This is a genomic window from Mycobacterium sp. E3305 (assembly GCF_001666785.1).
Taxonomy (GTDB): Bacteria; Actinomycetota; Actinomycetes; order Mycobacteriales; family Mycobacteriaceae; genus Mycobacterium.
In genome coordinates, this window is sequence record NZ_LZJA01000123.1 from 1 (window position 1) to 20,406 (window position 20,406).

The window sequence follows — 20,406 nt, forward strand, 5'->3', positions numbered from 1 at the left end:
CATGGACAAGCCGCTGCAACGGTATTGGCGCGACGTCCATGTCGGCCAGCTGCACGCCATCCACATGCCTGGAACCATCTACCACGCGTCGGCACTGAGTTCGCTGGGTGTCGATCCGCCCGAGGGCCCCCTGCGGGCTTTGATCTAGGAGAGCACGTTGACCGACCTGAAAAGCCTGGGCTACATCACCATTTCGACGAACGACATCGACCGCTGGCGGCAATTCGCCTTCGGTGTCCTGGGTTTCGCCGAGGGGAATGGTCCCGACCCCGAGGCGCTCTACCTGCGGATGGACGAGCGCGCCGCCCGGCTCATCGTGGTGCCCGGTGAGACCGACCGGGTGCTGACGGTCGGCTGGGAGGTGCGTGACCGCCCGGCGCTGCAACGGGTCAAGGCGACCCTGGACGCCGCAGGGACCCCGTTCAAGCAATTGTCCGCCGACGAGGCCGAGGCCCGCCGCGTGGAAGAGGTCATCACCTTCGAGGACCCGGCGGGCACCACGCTCGAGGTCTTCCACGGTGCGGTGCTCGACCACAGCCCCGTCGTCACCCCGTTCGGCGCGAAATTCGTCACCGGCGACCAGGGCCTGGGCCACGTCGTCGTGCCGGCGACGGACCCGAACGGGCTGTTCGACTTCTACACCGAGGTGCTGGGTTTCCGCGCCCGCGGCGCGTTCCGGGTGCCGCTGCCGAAAGAGTTTGGGCCCGTGCGGGTTCGCTTCCTGGGCATCAACGAACGCCACCACAGCCTGGCGATCGTGCCGGCCGCACATCAGCGCGACCCGCGCCTGGTGCACATCATGGTGGAGGTCGACACCCTCGACGCGGTGGGCCAGGCGCTGGACCGCGTGAACGCCGAGGGCTTCCAGCTGTCCTCCACGCTGGGCCGGCACACGAACGACAAGATGGTGTCGTTCTACGTCCGGGCTCCCGGCGACTGGGACATCGAGTTCGGCACCGACGGCATGCGCGTCGACGAAACCTATTACACCGCAGAGGAAATCACCGCCGACAGCTACTGGGGTCACCAGTGGATCGGCGAAATGCCCGCAGCCATGCGGCTATGACGCCGGATACCGACGTCACGCCGGTCCCGGCCGCGTCGATCACGTCGTGGGACGACGAGGCCGACGTGGTCATCGCCGGCTACGGGGTGGCTGGCGCCGCCGCGGCGGTGGAGGCGGCGCGCTCCGGCGCCGAGGTTCTTGTCCTGGAGCGGACCGGATCCTGGGGCGGGGCGGCGGCGATGGCCGGCGGGTTCATCTACCTCGGCGGCGGCACCCCGCTGCAGAAAGCCTGCGGCTTCGACGATTCCGTCGACAACATGGCGGCCTTCCTCAACGTCGCGATGGGGCCCGGCGCCAACCCGGAGCGGATCGCCGACTACTGCGCCGGCAGCGTGGCCCACTTCGACTGGCTGGTCGGCTGCGGCGTTCCGTTCAAGGCGGAATTCTTCTCCGAACCGGGCTGGGAACCGATGGGTGACCAGGGCCTGATGTACAGCGGCGGCGAAAACGCCTATCCCTTCAACACGATCGCCTCCCCCGCCCCGCGCGGGCACGTCCCGCAGATGTCCAACAAGAAGCAGGGCGAGGCCAGCGCGGGCTACATGCTGATGAAGCCACTCGTCGAGACCGCCACCGCCGCCGGCGCACGCGCACTCTACGACGTGCGGGTGCAACGCCTCATCGTCGAAGCCGACGGCCGGGTGGTCGGGGTCCGGGCGCGCCAGTACGGCAACGACATTGCGGTGCGTGCCCGCAAGGGCGTGGTGCTCGCGACCGGCAGCTTCGCCTACAACGACGCGATGGTGGCCCGCTACGCCCCGCGGATCGCGGGCCGCCCGGCCGCCTCGATCGAGCAGCACGACGGCCAGGCGATCCGGATGGCGCAGGCGCTGGGCGCCGATCTGGCGCACATGGACGCCACCGAGGTCGCGATCTTCATCGACCCTCAGCAACTGGTGCGCGGCATCCTGGTCAACGGCCGCGGTCAGCGCTACGTCGCCGAGGACACCTATCCGGGCCGCATCGGCCAGCTGACGCTCTACCAGCAGGACAACACCGCCTTCCTGATCATCGACGACGACGCCCAGCAAGAGGCGATGGCGTCGTGGTCGCCGAAGTTCATGCTGCGCCCGGCGACCTGGGTGGCCGACACCGTCGCCGACCTGGAACGCGAGATGGGCCTGGCGCCGGGATCCCTGCAGGCGACCGTCGCCGCCTACAACGAGGGCGCGGCCCGCGGCGAGGATCCGCTGCTGCACAAGAAGCCGGAGTGGTTGCGGCCCATCGGTTCCCCGGTCGGCGCGATCGACTTGCGGGAGAACACCGGCGGTTTCACCCTGGGCGGCCTGGCCACCACGCTCGACGCCGAGGTGCTCCACGTCAGCGGCGAACCCATCCCCGGCCTGTTCGCCGCCGGTCGCTGCACCGCCGGCTTGGCCGCCTGGGGCTACGCCAGCGGCATCTCGCTCGGCGACGGCAGCTTCTACGGCCGCCGCGCGGGCCGGTCCGCGGCCAAGGGCTGAGCCGGCCTGCACTGATCCCTACATCTCGCGCCCGACACAGATGTGGCCGGTGGCGCTTTTGGCGTGCCATGTGACAGCGCGCACAAGACTATGGTACAAACTGGGGTATCTCTAATAGTCATATACCAGCCAGATGCAATGGAGCTTTGGAGGACCGATGTCAGCGTCCCTGGAAACAGCAACTCCCACCGCCGTCATCGACCGCGTCTCCTTGGTGCTGGACGCCTTCGAAGGACCGGGACGGCTAACGCTGGCCCAGATCGTGCGTCGCACGGGCCTGCCGCGCTCGTCGGCGCACCGGATGCTCGAGCGGTTGGTTCAGCTGCGCTGGTTACGCCGCAACGGCCGCGACTACGAGCTGGGCATGCGGCTGGTGGAGTTGGGCTCACTGGCCGTGCACCAAGACCGCCTGGTGCGCGCGGCCGCCCCCTTGCTGGGCGAATTGCACCGCGCCACCGGCCTTGTCGTTCATCTAGCGGTGCTGGACGGGCCGGACGTTGTCTACCTCGACAAGATCGGTGACCGACTGATCAACGCGATCCCCACCCGGGTCGGGGGTCGGCAACCCGCGCACTGTACCGCGGTCGGCAAAGCCATCCTGGCCTATGGCGACCAGCAGGCCGACGTTGATCTGCAGGCCCGCAAGACCAAGTTTTCCATTTGCACCGGCTCGCAACTTGCCGCTGAGTTGGCCAAGGTGCGCGCCCACGGCGTCGCCTTCGAGCGCGAGGAGTCGCTGCTCGGTTTTGGCTGCGTGGCGGCCCCCATCGGCAACCCCGGTGAGGCGATTGCCGCGGTGTCGGTATGCGCACCGATGAATCGCATGGTGTTCGATCAGCGACTAACCACCCCGGTCCGCATGACCGCGGTGAACATCTGGCGCAACATCGAAGACGGCGCCCACCGGGTGGCGCCAACGCTGCAAACAATGCGACCGCTGCTGCCCCACCGCCCGATTCCGGCGCCGCAGCCCACCTTGCAGTACGCGTGAACCTCGACCCCCAGGTCGCCGAGCTGATCGAGGGGCTGGACGCGGGCTTTCCGCCGGTGCACACCATGACGGGCGCCCAGGCCAGGGCGGCCATCCGCGAGCGGCTGGTACCGCCCGCCCAGCCCGAGCCGGTCGCCGCAGTCCGAGATCACACCATTTCGGGCACCGGTGCGGACATCCCGCTACGGATCTACCGGCCCCGCGGCCATGCCGACGACGGCGGCCTGCCGATCCTGGTATACGCGCACGGCGGCGGATTCGTGTTTTGCGACCTCGACAGCCACGATGGCCTGTGCCGCAGTCTGGCCAACCTCGTTCCCGCCGTGGTGGTTTCCGTCGGGTACCGGCTGGCTCCAGAAAATCCGTGGCCTGCCGCGGCCGAGGACCTGTACGCCGCCACGCGATGGGCCGCCGACCTCGACGGCGTCGGCCGCCGAGGTTCGCGCGCGGTTGTGGTGGGCGGTGACAGCGCGGGCGGCAACCTGGCCGCCGTCGTGGCGTTGATGGCGCGCGATCGTGGTGGCCCGGCGATTGCCGCGCAGTTGCTGCTCTACCCGATGCTCGCGGCCGGCTTCGACACCGAGTCATATCGACTGTTCGGCAAGGGTTTCTACAATCCGACGGCTGCTCTGCAATGGTATTGGGACCAGTATGTGCCCGCATCCGCCGACCGCGACCATCCTTACGCCTCACCGCTCCGAGCGGACCTACATGGGCTACCGCCCGCGGTGATAGTCACGGCCGGGCACGATCCGCTTCGGGACGAAGCCATCGCCTACGCCGACGCGCTGCAATCCGCGGGGGTAGTCGCCGTGCGGTGCGGCTTCGAAGGTGGCATCCACGGGTTCATGACGATGCCGATGCTCGACATCGCTCACGAAGCCCGGCGGCAGGCGTGCCGCGAGTTGGCCGCGCTGCTGGGGTGATTACCGTGCTGCGTGCTGGGCGGGCTGCTCGTCGATCTTGGCAGGTGGTCCGTAGCGCTGGTCGGGATCGAGCACGCAGTGGGTGCGACCGAAAACGGTGACCATGCACTTGTTGTTGTGGTTGCATCGGCTGCGACTGGCCGGGTCGGCGATCATCTTGTTGACCAGGTCGGGTTCCCGCAGCAGCGCCCGACCCATCGCCACGAAGTCAAATCCCTCCTCTCGTGCGGTCTCGACGTGGTCGCGGCGGGTGATGCCGCCCAGCAGGATCAGTTTGGTGTTGCGCATCACCGGCACGAATTGGCGTGCGGCTTCGAGCATGTAGAGGTCGCTGTACGGGTAGCTGCCCATCACGCGCTTGCCGGCCAGCCTGATGGCAGGCCGTAGCGCAGCCGGCATGACGCGGGCGAATTCGCGCACCGGGACGTCGCCCCGGAACAGGTACATCGGCTTGAAGACCGAGGACCCTTGGGTCAGTTCGAGCGCGTCGAGGGTGCCGTCGGTGTCGAGGAGTTGCGCGGTGCGCAACGCCTCATCGATCCAGATGCTGCCGGGCAGTCCGTCGTCCATATTCAGTTTGGCGATGACGGCGATCCGGCCCCCGGCCATCTCGCGGACGCGTTCGGCGATCTCCCGTGACAGGCGGGAACGGTTGTCGATGGAGCCGCCGTACTCGTCCTTGCGGCGGTTGATGAGTGGGCTCAAAAACGAGCTCGGCAGATACAAGTGTCCGAAATGCAGTTCAACTGCGTCGAATCCGGCATCGATGGCTACCTGGGTTGCCGTGCCGAACTGGTCGATGACGGTTGCTATCTCGTCGCGGGTGATCGCCCGGCAGTAGGCCAACGATGTCGGGTTGACGAACCGGCTCGGCGACAGGGCGGTCACCCCGGTCAGCGCCCTAGGGGCCACCACCCCGGCGTGGCCCAGCTGGGCCGAGATGGCCGCACCCGCCCCATGCACGGCATCGGTAAGTCTGCGCAGGCCGGGCAGCGCCTGCGAGCTCATGACGATCTGACCCGGGGCGCTGGCGCCCTCGGGCGCGACACAGCAGTAGGCCACCGTCGTCATGCCCACTCCCCCGTCGGCGAACGCCCGGTGAAACGCGATGAGATCATCGGTGACCAGCCCCTGGGGCGATCGGCCTTCGGAGGTCGCGGCCTTGATGATCGGGTTGCGCAAGGTGGCCGGACCGAGCTGCACGGGACTGAAGGAAGCGCTCATTCCCCCACCGTGGTGCCCAACCGGATGGGGGGCAATGAGGTCCTCCCGATGGCCGGGACTGAACCTGTCCGGGGGTTGCCCACGATCTGTACGGTCACGCCCATGGCCGACGGTCGGATTTTCGTGATCGACAGGGTGGTGACGCGGCCTGGCTGCGCCCGGAAATTCGTGGAGACCTACCTCGCCGAGTACGCGCCCGGCGCCCGCTCCCGCGGAATGACGCTGCGCGATGTCCTGGTCAGCCCCCCGATCTGGTTCACGGATCGATCCAACACCGTCACCATCACCTGGACCCTGCCCAGCGCCCAGGCATGGTGGGAGATGACCTGGAAGGGCCGCCCCGACCCGACGCTGGGCCAGTGGTGGGACCAGATCGAGGAACTCGTCGCCGAGCGGTCCCGCTCGGTCGCCGCGGCCGCCGACGACGTCGACGGGCTCTGCGGTGTATAACGTCACCCGCCTCCTCGACGTCGCAGACGAACACCGCGACCGGATACTCACGCTGGTGCGCGCGAGCGCTGAGGCGACCGGCGCCCGTCACCGGCTCGTCGAACCGACGCTGCCCGGGGCGCGCAACGGCGGTGACGTCCTAGTCCACTTGAGGTTCGATTCCCCGAGTCAATGGCTCAGCGCCGCAGACGATTTCACCGCGATTTTGGGCGATCCCGCGATCACCCATGTCAACGGGGTCACCTACGGGGGTACTCCAACGCCCAATGGTGGCGGCCCGGGCACGGTCTACCGGGCCTTGCTTTTACGGGTGCTGCCCGACACCGACGTCGACACCGTCGCGCGTTTCGAGGACGAGTTGACCTCGATGCCGTGCTTCATACCGACGATCAGGGCATGGCAGCTCAGCCGGGTCGACGATGCGGTCGGAGCATCACGATGGACCCACGTGTTTGAGCAAGAGTTCAGCGACGTCGATGCGCTGATGGGCCCCTACCTGATGCATCCGATCCACTGGGCGGTCGTGGACCGCTGGTTTGATCCCGAATGCCCCGACGTCATCATCCGAGACCGGGTGTGCCACAGCTTCTGTCGATGCGATCACCCCGTCTTGACCACGTCACCCGCCTAGTCGATCTCGGGCTGATCCGCCCTATCCGCCGCGGGACTCACATCCCGGCGGGCAGGATGTTCGGATTGGCGTTCGCCGGCGGTTCGAGTGGCGGCAGTTCGGTTTTGCCGTCCAGGCTGTGCACCCGCAGCCGCTGTGACCACGGGTAGTGCAAGCTAAACGCGACTAGGCCGGTGCGTTCTGCCGCCGGTAGATGACACATCGCCAGCACGGTTTCGGCCAGATACTCCACCGGCTCGGTCGGAAAGCCCTCCGGGATAAGCGCGGATGCGCCGGGAGTGCGCACAGCGGTCGACGGGCCAACACAATTCACCGCGATGTTCGCGTCGAGCAGCTCGGCGGCCACCCCCTGGGTGAACCGGTGCAGTGCTGCTTTGCACGACGCGTAAATCACGTCGCCGGAGGTCTTGTTGTAATCGCGGTACGGCCGCACCGGTGCCACACCGGTGACCGAGCCGATGTTGACGATCCACCCGCCGCCCAGTTTGCGCATGTGCGGAACCGCGGCCTTGGTCAACACGAAGGGGGTGCGCAGATAGTGCTCGACGGTGCGGTCGAAGGTCTGCAGCGGCATGTCCTCGATGACCGAGTAGTCGGCGAAGCCGGCGTTGTTGACCAAGATGTCGATGCGGCCCGTGCGGTCGAGCACCTGGTCGACCAGGGTCTCGCGCGCCTGGGCGTCTTCGAGGTCGGCAACCACCCCGAAGGCCGACCCGCCGGCATCTTCGATCAGGGCGATGGTCTCCTCGATCGTGCCGGGTAGCGTGCGATCGGACCCGGCGCGCTGCGAGCGCGAGGGCGCGTGAGCGCGCGCCGTCACCGCGACGGTGGCCCCCTCGGCGGCCAGCCGCTGGGCCACCGCACGACCGATGCCGCGGCTGCTGCCTGTTACCAAAGCCGTCCTGCCAGTGAGCAACTCGTTCACCGCAGCGCAAAGTCCTGCTCGATCGGCGCTCGGTGCTGATGCCAGACGTCGACCAGTCGGTACGGGGTGGCCACCACCACCCGGCCCGAACCGGACCGGTAGTAGGTGTGGGCGTTGGGTGTGTGGCACCACACCGTGCCGAGCATCGCCTCGTCGATCGCGGCAACGTAATCTTCGTACGCCTGCTGGGTGACCTCGATCGTGGTGGCGCCGCGCAGTGCCATCAACTGCAAGCATTCGACGATGTAGTGCGCGAGCACCTCCATGGAGAAGTTCGCTCCCGCACCGTGTCCCGGGCTGTAGTTGGGTGCCGACATGATGAACAGGTTGGGAAAGCCGGGCACCGTGCCACCACGGTACGCACGGGGGTTGTCACCCCACTCGTCAGCCAGCTTCTTGCCGCCGCGACCGCGAATGTCCACGGTGGATAAGAAGTCCAGATAGTAGCCGGTCGCGTAGATGATGACGTCGAGGTCGATCTGCCGGCCGTCTTGGGTGACAATGCCTTTCGAGTTGACCTCGGCCGGTTCGCTGGCCTCCACGTCGACATGGTCGCGGGTCAGCGCCGCGTAGTAGCCGCCCGGGTCTCGGATGATCCGCTTGCCGTAGGGTGCGAAGTCCGGGGTGACCTTCTTGGCCAACTCGGTGTCTTTCCCGAAGGTGTCCTCGATGTAGCGCAGGCACATCTGCAAAAGGACGTCATTCGCCGGCGAGATCGACAGGTGGTCCTTGTTCCAGTCCGGGTCTTGCAGGATGATCGGGTAGTTGTTGTCCGCGGTGGCCCAATAGGACTTGAGCCGGTGCCACTTCGCGTAGTAGGGCAGGTTCCGTCCCAGGTAACGCCGGAACGGCGGCACCTCATCTGTCAGCCGCTTACGCGGCGCCACCCAGTGTGGTTGCCGCTGGAACACCGTCAGGTGCTCGACCTGGTCAACGCACGCGTCGACGATCTGTACGGCGGTGCAGCCCGCCCCGATCACAGCCACCTTCTTGCCGGTGAGATCGAGTGAAGAATCCCACAGCGCCGAGTGAATGCTGATGCCCGCGAAAGTGTCTCGACCCTTGACGTCCGGCCACCGCGGGCGGTTGAGGTAACCCGCCGCGGCGACCACAACGCTGGCGTAGCTGATCGTGCGGTGACCCTGGGTGTCTACCGCATGGAGTTGCCATTGGTTGCGTTCCTCGTCCCACCACAACGCCTCGATCTCGGTGCCGAACCGAATGTGGTCGCGCAGCTTGTGTTTATCGGCCAGCGTCACCAAATAGTTCTGATATTCGCCGCCCTGTGGGTAGTAGCTGCTCCAGTCCGGGTTCACCTCCCACGACAGCGAGTAATAGGCCGACGGCGTATCGACACCGATGCCTGGATAGGTGGTGGTCAGCCAGGTGCCGCCGACCTCGTCGTGGCGGTCAAAGATCTCAAACGCCACTCCCTCGGCTGCGGCGGCCAACGCCATGCTGATCCCGGCCAGGCCGGCACCGATGATGGCGATGTTGATCGTCTCGGGGATCGGCACGGTGCGCGGCAGGGTTGGCTGTGACCGCTGGAAGCCGCCCTGTTCGAGCAACAGGTCCACCTGGTCGTCGTCGACCGGCGAACCCAGCGCTACAGGTAGCAGCCGGGCGAAGAAGTCCCGGTCCACGGGTGCCGTCGCGTCGGCGCAACGTGGGCGTCCCAGCGCGTCAACGAGGGCCTCGACCAGCGATTCGGCCGTCTCGGGGTCTGTGACGCCGGCCCGTTCGGGCGGGTCGGCAACATAGGAGATCTTGGGCGCGTAGGTGTCGATCACCGACACGTCGCCGGTAAGCTGCGCCAGCACCGCGAGCAGCACACCCGGGTCAGCCTGACGCAGGTTGGTGCGCAGCTCGTCGGGGTCAGGAGCGGCCGGTCCGGTGGGCGACGTCGATTCGGTAGCGGCGGTCATGCCATCGAGTCTGAGGCCCGCGGTCACCCCGGGCACCGCTGTTGTCTACTCAGCGGGATGCCAGCATCACCGAAGCGGCATCGGGACCTAGTGTTCGTCGCATGCAACCGGCGCACCACGACGAGCGAGTGACACTCGAGCTCGACGCCACGATCGCCCAGGCGCGCAGTCAGTCGCTAGGAGATATTCCCCGCCGGTCAGCCCGCCGACACCCGGACAAAACCGCGATCATCGACGGTGATGTCGTGCTGACCTTCGCCGACTTCGACCAGCTGGTGGACAAAGCCGCAGCCGCGCTGCGCGACAACGGCTTTGCCCCCGGCGATCGCGTGGCGCTGCTGTCCCACAACTGCTGGCAGTTCGCGGTTTTGGCATTCGCGACCGCGCGCGCGGGCGTGGTCCTGGTGCCCATCAATTTCATGCTCACGGCCGAGGAGATCGCCTATATCCTCGGTCATAGCCGGGTCATTGGATTCATCGTCGAATCCGCCCTGGCGACGATAGCCGAAGATGCGATGCGTCTGGGCGGGGCGGTCACGACAAAGATTGCGCTGACGGCCGACGGGGCCATCCCTCCTGCCGGCTGGCACGACTTCGCTCAGTGGCTCACGACGACCACGGCCGCACCGAACCCGCCCATCGGCGATGAGCAACTCGTGCGGCTGATGTACACCAGTGGCACCGAATCACGGCCCAAGGCCGTGATGCACACCAGTCGCAGCCTGATGTGGCAATACGTCAGCACCATTGTGGCCGGTGCGATGTCACCGGACGACGTCGAAATCCACTCACTGCCGCTTTACCACTGTGCGCAGTTGGACAACTTCTTGGCCACCGACCTCTATCTGGGAGCGACCAGCATTATCCTGTCGCGGCCGGACCCCGAATTGGTCCTGCGCACCATCGCGCGGTACGGGGTGACGAATTACTTTGCGCCACCGACGGTGTGGATTTCGCTGCTGCGTTGCCCGATCTTCGACGACGTCGACCTGTCCAGCCTACGCAAGGGCTACTACGGCGCCTCACCGATGCCCGCCGAGGTACTGCACGAAATACGCAGACGGCTGCCGAATCTGAGACTGTGGAACTTCTACGGTCAAACCGAGATGGCGCCGCTGGCCTCGGCGTTGGGACCTGACGAGCAGGACGCGCACGCCGGCGCGGCCGGACGCCCAGTGGTCAATGTCGAAACCACCATCCTCGATGACCACGATTGCCCCGCAGCGCCCGGCATTGTGGGTGAAATCGCCCATCGCAGCCCGCATCTGATGGTCGGCTATCTGGACGACCCTGCTAAAACCGCGGAGGCCTTCCGCGGCGGCTGGTTTCATTCCGGCGACCTGGGTTACTACGACGAGCACGGGCTGTTGCATGTCGTGGACCGCAAGAAAGACATGATAAAGACCGGCGGCGAGAACGTCGCCAGCCGCGAGGTCGAAGAAATTCTCTACCGCCACAACGGGATCCAGGAGGCAGCCGTATTCGGCCTGACGCATCCGGTCTGGGTGGAAGCCGTGGTCGCCGCGGTAGTACCCCGCGACGGGGTCACCCTCACCGAGGACGACGTCGTCGTGCACTGCCGGCAGCACCTCGCGGGCTTCAAGACGCCCAAACGGGTCTTCTTCGTCGAATCACTGCCGAAAAACCCCAGCGGCAAACTTCTCAAGCGGCAATTGCGAGACGCTTTCACCCTCGAATTCACCAGCCAATGAAGGGACCACTCTGCCGTGTTTAAAGGCCGAATCGCGCGATTCGACGAACCGGGTAAGCCGTTCGACATCGAAACGGTGAGCCTCCCGGAGGTGGGGCCCGGTCAGATCCTGATCAAGGTGAGTCGTGCCAACATCTGCGGCTCTGACCTACACGCCTGGCACGGGACGTTCGCTACCGGCGGCCTGGGAGGTCAACTTCCCACCGTGTTGGGCCATGAAATGGTAGGCGCGATCGAAGCGCTCGGCGCTGGGGTCACCACCGATTCTGATGGCGCGCCGCTGACGGAGGGCACGCGAGTGGTCTTTCCCTACTTCTTCTCGTGTCACAAGTGCCGAAACTGCCTTGCGGGCAGGCGCAACGCCTGTCTGAAGCTGACGATGGCCATGCTCGGCCGCGCCGACGAGCCGCCCTATTTCGTGGGTGGCTACGCCGACTACTTCCTGCTGCCCGCCGGGGCGGTGGTCTACACGGTCCCCGATTCGGTATCCGATGACATCGCCGCAGGAGCCAATTGCGCTCTGTCACAGGTCATGTACGGTCTCGAGCGCGTCCATCTGCAGCTCGGCGAATCGGTGGTGGTGCAGGGTGCGGGGGCATTGGGTCTGTATGCAGTGGCGGTGGCCAAAGCACGCGGGGCTGCCCAGGTGATCGCCATCGACGGTGTGGCCGAGCGCCTAGAGCTGGCGACCGCGTTCGGCGCCGACACGGTCATCGACATCAATGACGTCGCGACGGTCAAAGACCGTACCAAGCTCGTGCGACAACTGACTGACGGCCAGGGCGCCGATGTCGTCGTCGAGGTGGTCGGCCACCCCTCGGCTATCGACGAAGGCCTCAAGATGCTGGGCCAGTTCGGCCGCTACGTGGAGATCGGAAACATCAACATTGGCAAGACCTTCGAATTCGATCCGTCCCGTTTTGTCTTCGGCAACAAGATGATGGTCGGGGTCTCGTTGTACGACCCCATCGTGTTGTCGCGGGCGCTGAAGTTTCTCGACCAACATCAGGCGCGGCTTCCGTTGCACCGACTGGCGGCGGCCTGTTACCCGCTCGACGACATCAACGACGCCTTCGCCGCGGCCGAGAGCAAGCGCGACGTTCGCGCGAGCATCGTGCCCTAATGACAGAAAGCAGACCACAACCAATGCATGACTACGCCAGGAAGACATTGTTCATCGGCGGCGAGTGGATCACGCCGGCCGGCGGGGACCTCATCGAGGTAATCGACCCCTCGACAGAACACGTCATCGGCACGGTTCCCGCAGGTACCGAGGCCGACGTCGATGCGGCGGTGTCCGCAGCACGGCGCGCCTTCGACCCGCTGATCAGCGTCGCCGAGCGCCGCCAGCGCGTCGCGGCGGTGATCACCGCCCTGGAAAAGCGTCTGCCCGACATCGCCGAGACGATCACCCGGGAAATGGGTGCGCCGGTGCGCATCGCGCAGACCGTGCAGACCCAGGTCCCGCTGGCGGTGGCTCGCGGATTCGCTGCCGTTCTTGATGGTTTCGAATTCGAAGAACGAGTGGGGAACTCGCTGATCCTGCGCGAACCCTACGGCGTGGTCGGCGCAATCACCCCCTGGAACTATCCGCTGTATCAGGTGGTCGCCAAGGTGGTCCCGGCGATCGCGGCCGGTTGCACGGTGGTTCTCAAACCCAGCAATGAAGCACCGTTGTCGGTGTTCGAGTTCGTCGAGGCCCTCGAGGAGGCCGGCCTGCCCGCCGGTGTGGTGAACCTGGTTTCGGGGCGCGGTGCGCGGATCGGCGAGCGCATCGCCGCCCATCCCGAAATCGACTTCGTCTCGTTCACCGGTTCCACGGGCGTCGGAGCCCGCGTCGGGGAGTTGGCCGGGCGGTCGGTGAAGAAGGTCGCACTTGAACTTGGCGGCAAGTCAGCCAACGTCATCCTCGACGACGCCGACCTGGCGACCGCGGTCAAAGTCGGAGTCGGTAACGCGTTCCTCAACGGTGGCCAGACCTGCATGGCCTGGACACGGATGCTGGTGCCCCAGTCCCGCTACGGCGAGGCCCTGGAACTGATCGAGGCCGCCGTGTCGAAATACACCGTGGGCGATCCACTCGACCCGGCGACCCGAATCGGACCCTCGGCTTCGGCGGGCCAGTTCGAAACCGTGCGGGGTTTCATCGAACGCGGCCAACGCGACGGTGCGCGCCTGCTCACCGGGGGCGCCGAGCCGATCCGCGAGGTCGGCTACTACGTCGCACCTACTGTGTTCGCCGACGTCGACCCGGACTCCGAACTCGGCCAAGAAGAGGTCTTCGGTCCCGTCCTGGCGGTCATCCCGTTTACCGACGAGGCCGACGCCCTGCGCATCGCCAACGGCACCCCATACGGCCTCTCGGGCGCGGTGTGGGCGGCCGACACCGACCGGGCCATCGCCTTTGCGCGCGGCGTGCAGACCGGCCAGCTCGACATCAACGGCGGCAAGTACAACCCGGTGGCACCGTTCGGCGGCTACAAGAAATCCGGCATCGGACGTGAACTCGGCCGCGCCGGATTCGAAGAGTACTTGCAGACCAAGTCCCTGCAGCTGCCGGCATGAGCGGGCCTCTCGACATCGCGACCAGCGGACCCACGCAGGTATGGACGATCGACCTGCCGCACCTCGGCAACGCGATCACCGACAAAGCGTTCATCTCCGCGTTCGAGGCCGCAGTCGATAATGCCAACGCCGACACCGACATTCGTGCGCTGATCCTCACCGGGCGCGGCAAGATCTTCTCCGCCGGCGGCAACGTCAAGGAAATGGCCGACCGAGAGGGCATGTTCGGCCTGGACGCTCGGGCCCAACGGCACGCCTACATCGACGGCATCCAACGTATCCCGCGGGCACTGGCCCGCCTCGAGGTTCCACTGATCGCAGCGGTCAATGGGCCGGCCGTCGGCGCCGGCTGTGATCTGGCGATGATGTGCGACATCCGGGTGGCCTCCGAGCGGGCGTCCTTCGCCGAGAGCTTCGTACAGCTCGGCCTGATCCCCGGCGACGGGGGCGCCTGGTTTCTACCGCGGGCGGTGGGCTACGAGCGCGCCGCCGAGATGACCTTCACCGGTGACCGCATCGACGCTGCGACCGCCCTGCAGTGGGGGATGGTCAGCCGGGTGGTGCCCCACGACGACCTGCTCTCCCACGCGCACGCGCTGGCCGAGCGCATCGTCAAGAACCCGCCGCACGCGCTGCGGATGGCCAAACGGTTGCTGCGGGAATCGCAGACGGCATCACTGGAAACCACCCTGGGGATGGCCGCGGCCATGCAGCCGCTGGCACACCGCGATCCCGAACATGAACGCCGTATCGCCAAGTGGAAGACGACCTGATGGCGCTACCGCGATTGGTGCCCCCGGCTGCCGTGGGCCCCTCGACGCAGGCGCTACGCGCGGAGGTCCGCCAGTTTCTCGCCGACCAACGCGCCGCAGGCGCCTACACCCCGTCGGTGGATGCCTGGCTCACGGGGTGGGACGAGACTTTCACTGCCGCCCTGGCGGCGCGTGGCTGGATCGGTATGACGGTCCCCGTCGAGTACGGCGGACACGGGCGCTCATTTCTGGAACGGTTCGCGGTCACCGAGGAGCTGCTGGCCGCCGGCGCGCCGGTCGCCGCGCACTGGATCGCCGACCGTCAGATCGTGCCTTCGCTGCTGAAATACGGCACCGAACTGCAGAAGTCGCAATTCCTGCCGCGGATCGTACGGGGCGGCTGCTTCTTCGCCATCGGTATGAGCGAGCCCGATTCCGGTTCCGATCTGGCCAGCGTGCGCACCCGCGCCGTGCGTGTGCAGGGCGGTTGGTCGCTGTCGGGCACGAAGGTTTGGACATCGGGCGCCCACCGCGCCCACGCGTTCATCGTTCTTGCCCGCACCGCACCGGTGGATCCAGGCCAGCGCCATGCCGGGCTCAGCCAATTCATCGTCGATTTAAGGGGTTCGGGGGTGCAGGTGCGTCCGATCATTTCGATGAACGGAGCCCATCACTTCAACGAGGTGATCCTCGACCAGGCATTCGTGCCCGACGCCATGGTGTTCGGTGACATCGGTGCCGGCTGGACGCAGGTGACGTCCGAGCTGAGTTTCGAGCGCAGCGGACCCGAACGCTTCCTGTCCACATTCGTTCTGCTCGCAGCGACCACCGCCAACATGGCCAACCAGCGCATTTCGCGAGATGAGAGCCTCGGACGCCTGGTGGCCCGCGTCGCGGGCCTGCACCAGATGTCGACCGCAGTCGCGGGCGCCCTGGAGCGCCATGAGCCCGCTGACGTGGCCGCGGCTGTGGTCAAGGTGCTGGGCACCACCGTCGAAGGTGACATCGCCGACCTCGCTGAGCGGCATGGCGGCGTCGATGCGGCGTCCTCGGAGCTGATAACCGCCGCGGTGGACCAGCGCCCCGGTTTTACCCTGCGTGGCGGAACCAACGAGGTGTTGCGCGGTGTAATTGCCCGCGGATTGGGGATCCGGTGACAACCTCACCGATCGACGCGGCCCCGGTGGACCCGGCCCTGATCGACATGATGCGCGCGGTGTTCGGCGCGTACCGAACAATGCAATCACCCGCCGCTGTCGATCGTGACGCGCAGCTATGGCACCAGCTTGACGAGCTCGGGCTGGTGCGCCTGACCGGCCCCGAGCACTCCGGTGGCAGCGGCGCCGGCTGGCATGAGGCGGCCCAGCTGCTGACCGTCGCCGTTCAGCACGGCGCGCGAATCCCTCTGGCTGAGCATGATTTATTGGCATGCTGGCTGCTGGAGGCCAGCGGATCGCCATGCGACGACGCGGTGCGGACCGTGTGCCTGCTCGATGCCCAGGGCGCCGCGAGGGGCGTGCCCTGGGCGTCTCGCGCCCAACAGATCGTGGTCATCTGGCAGCGGGGCGGCGAGTATCACGCCGCCGACGTCAATGCCGAGTCGTTGGATATCACGCCCGGCGCCAATGCGATTGGCGAGCCACGGGATATCGTCGTCGCCGACCCCGCCGGCTTGTGCGGTGTTCCCCTCGAGGCGAGTGTGGTCGACCAGCTGCGGCTGAAATCGGCCTTGGTGCGCGGGGTGCAAGTGTGTGCGGCGCTGGACCGGATTCTGGAGCTTTCGATCGAGCACGCGAGCTCACGCGTCCAGTTCGGTCGACCCCTTTCGCGATTTCAGGCCGTGCAGAACATGATCGCCGACATCGCCGCGCAGGCGGCTCTGGCGCGATCGGCCACCGAGGCGGCGCTGACGGCGGCGGTCACTAGCGCGTGGTCGGCTTCCAACCTCGCCTTCCTTGTCTCGGTGGCACGTTCGTGTGTGGGCCAGGCCGCCTCCGTGGTGGTGCGTAACGCTCACCAGGTTCATGGCGCGATCGGCACCACACGGGAGCACCGGCTACACGAGTTCACCCGGCCTGCCCTGGTGTGGCGGGGGGAGTTCGGATCCGTGCAATATTGGGACGAACAGGTCACGTCGGCCGCGCTTGGGGCGGGAGCCGCCGGGCTATGGAGCCTGATCGGCGGCTGAGCCATGGACGGTGTTCCACTCAACGGGCGCCGGGGTGTTAGCGGGGCCACAGCCGGGATTGACTGTGGGCATGAGCAACGACATCACGCTGTCGGAACTGCAGGAGTTCATCGCCGCCTTCTGGTACCACTACGACGAAGCCAACTATGACGAGCTGGCCGCCAGCTACGCCCACGATGTGCACTACCTGACCCGAAGCGACAGTGGCGCAAGTCCTTTCGAGGAGCTGATGTCGCCCCAACTCGACAGTCGTGACGCGGTCATCGAGTGGCTGTCCGAGCATCGCAAACAAAGCCCCTACCCGCTGCGTCACCACGCCACCAACGTGCACCGCACCGGCACCGATAGCGGCGTAACCCGCGCCCGCTTTTACATCTTCGTCAATCAGATCGCCAACTTCGTGCCGTTCGCGGTGTCCAGCGGGGTGGTCAACGTCGGCGTGCGCCGAGGCCCCAATGGGCTGGAGTTCACCGATATGGACGTCGTACTGGATGCCACCAACTCCGTGCTGCTATCCGAACTGCACAGCGACACCGCCACCGCGTCGCAACCATGACCGTTCAAGAGCTCTTCTCTGGCGGCGTCGCCGTCATCACCGGTGCCGGCTCGGGCTTTGGTGCCGGCATGGCCCGATACGCCGGCAAATTGGGCATGACCGTGGTGCTCACCGATGTCGATGCGTACAGCATCGCCGCCCTGCGCCAGGAGCTCACCGCCGCGGGAAGCACCGCGGTCGATATGGTCTGCGACGTAAGGGATCCCGTCGCCATGCAAGAACTCGCCGACAAGACCTATCGCGATGTCGGGCCGGTGCGGTTGCTGGTGAACAATGCCGGAATTGAACAGTTCGGCTACCTGTGGGACACCCCGGTGGTCAACTGGCAGCGGATCGTCGACATCAACATCAGCGGGGTCTTCTACGGCATCCGCGCGTTTCTGCCGCGAATGATGGCGAGCCCTGAGCAGGCGTGGGTGTGGAATGTGTCGTCTGTTGGTGGGGTCGTCGCGATGCCATTGCAAACGCCCTACATTGTGAGCAAGCATGCGGTGCTGGCGATGACCGAGTGTCTCGACCTAGAAGTACAGTCCAGCGGGCACGACCACCACATTCATGTCCAGGCGGTGCTGCCCGGCCCGGTGCTGTCCAACATTTTCGAATCAGCCGGCGGCGTCGACGGCAATGAGGCAACCGACGTCGCGGCTGCCGAGGCACACCGTACGGCCATGCTCGACCTGAAGGCCGACGCGATGGACCCGCTGACAGCTGCCGCGGTGGTGTTCGAGCAAGCCGCAAAGGGCGGTTTCTATCTGCTCACCCATCCAGACTACGTTCGGTCGGCGATGCAAGAGCGTGCCAATATCCTTGCGTCCCAACAGGCGCCGGTATTGCGCACCGAGCGCCGGTTCGACCCCGCGCGGCATTAACGTGCCGACTCCCCCGCTGGATCCCGACGCCGCCGCCCGAGTCGCGTCGTTCGGTACGATCCCGCCGATGCGCCAACGCGGCCTAGCCGCGGTGCGAGCCGCGATCGAATCCGCGCCGCTGCCCGAGGCAATGCCACAGATGGACAGCGTCACCGACGTCACCATCCCGGGGCCAGCCGGGCCGATACCCGCGCGGATCTACCGTCCCACCAAGGATTCCCACACACCCGTGCTGGTGTATTTCCACGGCGGCGGCCTGGTCATGGGATCCAACCACTCGTTCGAACCGCTGGCCCGCGCGCTCGCCTCGGCGTCGATGTCCACCGTTGTCGCCGTCGACTACCGCCTGGCCCCGGAAGCGGCACCCCCGGCGCAGTTCGACGACGCCTACGCCGCCACTGAATGGGTATCACGCCGAGCCGCGGAGCTACGCGTCGACGCCAACCGGCTCGCAGTGGTCGGCGACAGCGCCGGAGGTTCGTTGGCGGCCGCGGTTGCACTGGCCGCACGTGACCGCCGCGGTCCGGCGATCTGCGCGCAGGTGCTGCTGTACCCGGGCCTGGATCGCGACATGACGGCCCCGTCGGTCGCTTCGACGGCCGACGCGCCGCTCCTCACCCGCGACGACATCGACTACATGCACGCACTTGCCGACGGAGATGCCGGGCCGCCCGAGGACCCGTACCTGGTTCCCGCCTACGCCTCCGACCTTTCTGGGCTGCCGTCCGCGATCGTGGTCACCGGTAGCTGCGATCCAATCCGGGACTGGGGTGAGCGATACGCGGCCCGGCTGCGGGACGCCGAAGTTCAGACCACCCTCACCCGCTATCCGGGTACCTACCACGGCTTTCTGATGTACCCCGACGCGACCGCCCGCGGCCGGCTCGCCATCGCCGAAATCGGCGCGGCATTGGACGCCAAGTTCGCCAATCCGCTCCCATTTTGACGTCCCGATCACCGGACACGCGTCGACCGTACGACGACGGTGCCGGAGACAATCCCACCAATCCAAACATGCAGAAGGAGACCGCTGATGCTTACGGATGAGCGCCGGATGGAGCTTTCCAACGTTTTGCGGCCCGCCGCCCCGCCGCGCGAAATCGACAACGTCTACACCACCGACCAACGCGAGCGGCTGCTCAATGTCGTACACGCGCACGGCCCTTGGAAGCTGATCATCGCCCAACACTTCGCGTCGGCCGACGAATTGATGGCCACCATGAGCGGTGCCTTCCCCGAGGGATTCACTCCGTCGCTGGACCTCTTTCTGACGCCGACGTTCCGTGGCTACCTGGCCAACTACGGGGCCATCCTCTTCCCTGAGCTGCACGACTGCTTCTACAACGCCACGTTCCTCGAGCACGCCAAGAGCTACTGGAACGCCGAGTACGCCAAGCCTGAGATGATGCTGTTCAACATCAACGGCCCCTGCGCCAACCGCGATCCCGGCCATCTGGACTCGCCGAGCTTTCGCGGTGTACGCCACGAGAACGCCCCCACCTGGCTGTGCAGCGTGATGGGCAAGTCCGGTCTGTTCACCGACTACCTCATCAAAATGGCTCAGGTCATCACCTGGTTCTCCCTCGACGAGGGGTCCGGTTTTACCTATTGGCCCGACGGCCCACTCAAGCCCCCCTCCCGGGTCTTGCCGCCGATCAATAACCGCGGAGTGGTCGTTCAGAACGAGATGATGGTGCACCGCGGAGAAGCCAACGGGCCGCTGGAACAACAGATTCCGCCGGGGCTGGCCTTCGACACCGTCTTCGCCGGCGACCCGGCCGACCCCGACCACTGGCTTCTGAAGAACGGCGACGACGTCATCGCCCGCCACCACACCGACGAGTTGCGTTTCCTGGTCCACTGGTCCGCCGAAGTGTTCTCCGACTTCGAGGAACTCAAAAAGAACATGGACGGCTCCGACGACATCACGATCGAACGGGCCATCGGCATCATGATCGACGACCTCAAGGGCAAGGGCATCAAGCTCGACACTCCCAGCGATCCCCTGCACGACCCTGGATTCATTGCCGCGCTTAATGCTGCCTACGACCTCGGCGGACCCACTACCTATCCAGAAGAAGCGCCACTGAGTGCGTTCCAATTGGCTTAAGCACAGAAAGCGCAGCATCAAGGATCATTTCGGCGAATCCGGGGCATCCCGACT

Annotated in this window: 19 protein-coding genes and 1 pseudogene; 17 read left to right on the forward strand and 3 right to left on the reverse strand. The window is 66.3% G+C overall.

Features of this window, described 5'->3' with window-relative positions; all coding sequences use genetic code 11:
- The 5 genes and pseudogenes from A5701_RS27425 to A5701_RS11085 all read left to right on the forward strand — a co-directional run.
- Positions 1–148 (forward strand): annotated as a pseudogene (locus tag A5701_RS27425) (hydroxylase); the annotation flags it as partial.
- Positions 149–157: 9 nt separating this feature from the next.
- On the forward strand, positions 158–1,066 hold the full coding sequence (gene bphC / locus A5701_RS11070) for a biphenyl-2,3-diol 1,2-dioxygenase (protein ID WP_067752569.1): 909 nt from the start codon (positions 158–160) through the stop codon (positions 1,064–1,066).
- Positions 1,063–2,529 (forward strand): FAD-dependent oxidoreductase, encoded by a 1,467-nt coding sequence (locus A5701_RS11075; protein WP_067752572.1) that lies wholly within the window; start codon positions 1,063–1,065, stop codon positions 2,527–2,529. The genes bphC and A5701_RS11075 overlap by 4 nt, the downstream gene beginning before the upstream one ends.
- A 157-nt stretch (positions 2,530–2,686) precedes the next feature.
- A complete protein-coding gene (locus A5701_RS11080) occupies positions 2,687–3,520 on the forward strand; it encodes an IclR family transcriptional regulator (RefSeq protein ID WP_067752575.1) in 834 nt (277 codons plus the stop codon).
- The gene (locus tag A5701_RS11085; RefSeq protein ID WP_067752578.1) at positions 3,517–4,446 is read left to right on the forward strand and encodes an alpha/beta hydrolase; all 930 of its coding nucleotides are present in this window, start codon (positions 3,517–3,519) and stop codon (positions 4,444–4,446) included. Before A5701_RS11080 ends, A5701_RS11085 begins: the two co-directional genes overlap by 4 nt.
- Here the strand turns inward: A5701_RS11085 and A5701_RS11090 are convergent, their stop codons facing one another.
- Positions 4,447–5,670 carry an NADH:flavin oxidoreductase gene (locus A5701_RS11090; protein ID WP_067752581.1) on the reverse strand — a complete coding sequence of 408 codons (1,224 nt, stop codon included), beginning with the start codon at positions 5,668–5,670 and terminating at the stop codon, positions 4,447–4,449.
- Positions 5,671–5,772: 102 nt separating this feature from the next.
- On the opposite strand from A5701_RS11090, the gene A5701_RS28845 reads away from it, so the two are divergent.
- Both A5701_RS28845 and A5701_RS11100 read left to right on the forward strand, forming a co-directional pair.
- Positions 5,773–6,120, forward strand: coding sequence for a hypothetical protein (locus tag A5701_RS28845; protein ID WP_067752584.1), 348 nt, complete (start codon positions 5,773–5,775; stop codon positions 6,118–6,120).
- The gene (locus A5701_RS11100) at positions 6,113–6,751 is read left to right on the forward strand and encodes a Dabb family protein (protein ID WP_067752587.1); all 639 of its coding nucleotides are present in this window, start codon (positions 6,113–6,115) and stop codon (positions 6,749–6,751) included. Before A5701_RS28845 ends, A5701_RS11100 begins: the two co-directional genes overlap by 8 nt.
- 37 nt (positions 6,752–6,788) lie before the next feature.
- Here the strand turns inward: A5701_RS11100 and A5701_RS11105 are convergent, their stop codons facing one another.
- Together A5701_RS11105 and A5701_RS11110 are read right to left on the reverse strand one after the other, a co-directional pair.
- The gene (locus A5701_RS11105; protein ID WP_067752590.1) at positions 6,789–7,676 is read right to left on the reverse strand and encodes an SDR family NAD(P)-dependent oxidoreductase; all 888 of its coding nucleotides are present in this window, start codon (positions 7,674–7,676) and stop codon (positions 6,789–6,791) included.
- Positions 7,673–9,601, reverse strand: a complete 1,929-nt coding sequence (locus A5701_RS11110) for an NAD(P)/FAD-dependent oxidoreductase (RefSeq protein ID WP_067752600.1) — start codon at positions 9,599–9,601, stop codon at positions 7,673–7,675. The genes A5701_RS11105 and A5701_RS11110 overlap by 4 nt, the downstream gene beginning before the upstream one ends.
- Positions 9,602–9,702: 101 nt before the next feature.
- Between A5701_RS11110 and A5701_RS11115 the strand changes: the two genes are divergently transcribed.
- The 10 genes from A5701_RS11115 (at position 9,703) to A5701_RS11160 (ending at position 20,352) form a co-directional block, all read left to right on the forward strand.
- Positions 9,703–11,313, forward strand: a complete 1,611-nt coding sequence (locus tag A5701_RS11115) for an acyl-CoA synthetase (RefSeq protein ID WP_067752604.1) — start codon at positions 9,703–9,705, stop codon at positions 11,311–11,313.
- Between the two features lie 15 nt (positions 11,314–11,328).
- A complete protein-coding gene (locus tag A5701_RS11120; RefSeq protein WP_067752607.1) occupies positions 11,329–12,435 on the forward strand; it encodes a zinc-binding dehydrogenase in 1,107 nt (368 codons plus the stop codon).
- Between the two features lie 23 nt (positions 12,436–12,458).
- Positions 12,459–13,877 carry an aldehyde dehydrogenase family protein gene (locus tag A5701_RS11125; RefSeq protein ID WP_067752610.1) on the forward strand — a complete coding sequence of 473 codons (1,419 nt, stop codon included), beginning with the start codon at positions 12,459–12,461 and terminating at the stop codon, positions 13,875–13,877.
- Entirely contained in the window at positions 13,874–14,650 is a 777-nt protein-coding gene (locus A5701_RS11130; RefSeq protein ID WP_067752613.1) for a crotonase/enoyl-CoA hydratase family protein, read from the forward strand. The genes A5701_RS11125 and A5701_RS11130 overlap by 4 nt, the downstream gene beginning before the upstream one ends.
- Positions 14,650–15,786, forward strand: coding sequence for an acyl-CoA dehydrogenase family protein (locus A5701_RS11135; protein ID WP_067752635.1), 1,137 nt, complete (start codon positions 14,650–14,652; stop codon positions 15,784–15,786). The genes A5701_RS11130 and A5701_RS11135 overlap by 1 nt, the downstream gene beginning before the upstream one ends.
- 47 nt (positions 15,787–15,833) lie before the next feature.
- The gene (locus A5701_RS11140) at positions 15,834–16,817 is read left to right on the forward strand and encodes an acyl-CoA dehydrogenase family protein (RefSeq protein ID WP_067752633.1); all 984 of its coding nucleotides are present in this window, start codon (positions 15,834–15,836) and stop codon (positions 16,815–16,817) included.
- 70 nt (positions 16,818–16,887) lie between these two features.
- Positions 16,888–17,373 (forward strand): nuclear transport factor 2 family protein, encoded by a 486-nt coding sequence (locus tag A5701_RS11145; RefSeq protein WP_067752616.1) that lies wholly within the window; start codon positions 16,888–16,890, stop codon positions 17,371–17,373.
- Positions 17,370–18,242, forward strand: coding sequence for an SDR family oxidoreductase (locus A5701_RS11150; protein WP_067752619.1), 873 nt, complete (start codon positions 17,370–17,372; stop codon positions 18,240–18,242). Before A5701_RS11145 ends, A5701_RS11150 begins: the two co-directional genes overlap by 4 nt.
- Before the next feature lies 1 nt (position 18,243).
- The gene (locus A5701_RS11155; protein WP_067752621.1) at positions 18,244–19,188 is read left to right on the forward strand and encodes an alpha/beta hydrolase; all 945 of its coding nucleotides are present in this window, start codon (positions 18,244–18,246) and stop codon (positions 19,186–19,188) included.
- 87 nt (positions 19,189–19,275) lie between these two features.
- Positions 19,276–20,352, forward strand: a complete 1,077-nt coding sequence (locus tag A5701_RS11160) for a hypothetical protein (protein WP_067752623.1) — start codon at positions 19,276–19,278, stop codon at positions 20,350–20,352.
- The last annotated feature ends 54 nt before the right edge of the window (positions 20,353–20,406 follow it).

Excerpts from the sequence above, each read along its gene's own strand:
- A5701_RS11075 (WP_067752572.1), top strand. The coding sequence starts at position 1,063 with ATGACGCCGGATACCGACGTCACGCCGGTCCCGGCCGCGTCGATCACG.
- A5701_RS11080 (WP_067752575.1), top strand. The coding sequence starts at position 2,687 with ATGTCAGCGTCCCTGGAAACAGCAACTCCCACCGCCGTCATCGACCGC.
- A5701_RS11090 (WP_067752581.1), bottom strand. The coding sequence starts at position 5,670 with ATGAGCGCTTCCTTCAGTCCCGTGCAGCTCGGTCCGGCCACCTTGCGC.
- A5701_RS28845 (WP_067752584.1), top strand. The coding sequence starts at position 5,773 with ATGGCCGACGGTCGGATTTTCGTGATCGACAGGGTGGTGACGCGGCCT.
- A5701_RS11110 (WP_067752600.1), bottom strand. The coding sequence starts at position 9,601 with ATGACCGCCGCTACCGAATCGACGTCGCCCACCGGACCGGCCGCTCCT.
- A5701_RS11115 (WP_067752604.1), top strand. The coding sequence starts at position 9,703 with ATGCAACCGGCGCACCACGACGAGCGAGTGACACTCGAGCTCGACGCC.
- A5701_RS11125 (WP_067752610.1), top strand. The coding sequence starts at position 12,459 with ATGCATGACTACGCCAGGAAGACATTGTTCATCGGCGGCGAGTGGATC.
- A5701_RS11130 (WP_067752613.1), top strand. The coding sequence starts at position 13,874 with ATGAGCGGGCCTCTCGACATCGCGACCAGCGGACCCACGCAGGTATGG.
- A5701_RS11135 (WP_067752635.1), top strand. The coding sequence starts at position 14,650 with ATGGCGCTACCGCGATTGGTGCCCCCGGCTGCCGTGGGCCCCTCGACG.
- A5701_RS11140 (WP_067752633.1), top strand. The coding sequence starts at position 15,834 with ATGATGCGCGCGGTGTTCGGCGCGTACCGAACAATGCAATCACCCGCC.
- A5701_RS11145 (WP_067752616.1), top strand. The coding sequence starts at position 16,888 with ATGAGCAACGACATCACGCTGTCGGAACTGCAGGAGTTCATCGCCGCC.
- A5701_RS11150 (WP_067752619.1), top strand. The coding sequence starts at position 17,370 with ATGACCGTTCAAGAGCTCTTCTCTGGCGGCGTCGCCGTCATCACCGGT.
- A5701_RS11160 (WP_067752623.1), top strand. The coding sequence starts at position 19,276 with ATGCTTACGGATGAGCGCCGGATGGAGCTTTCCAACGTTTTGCGGCCC.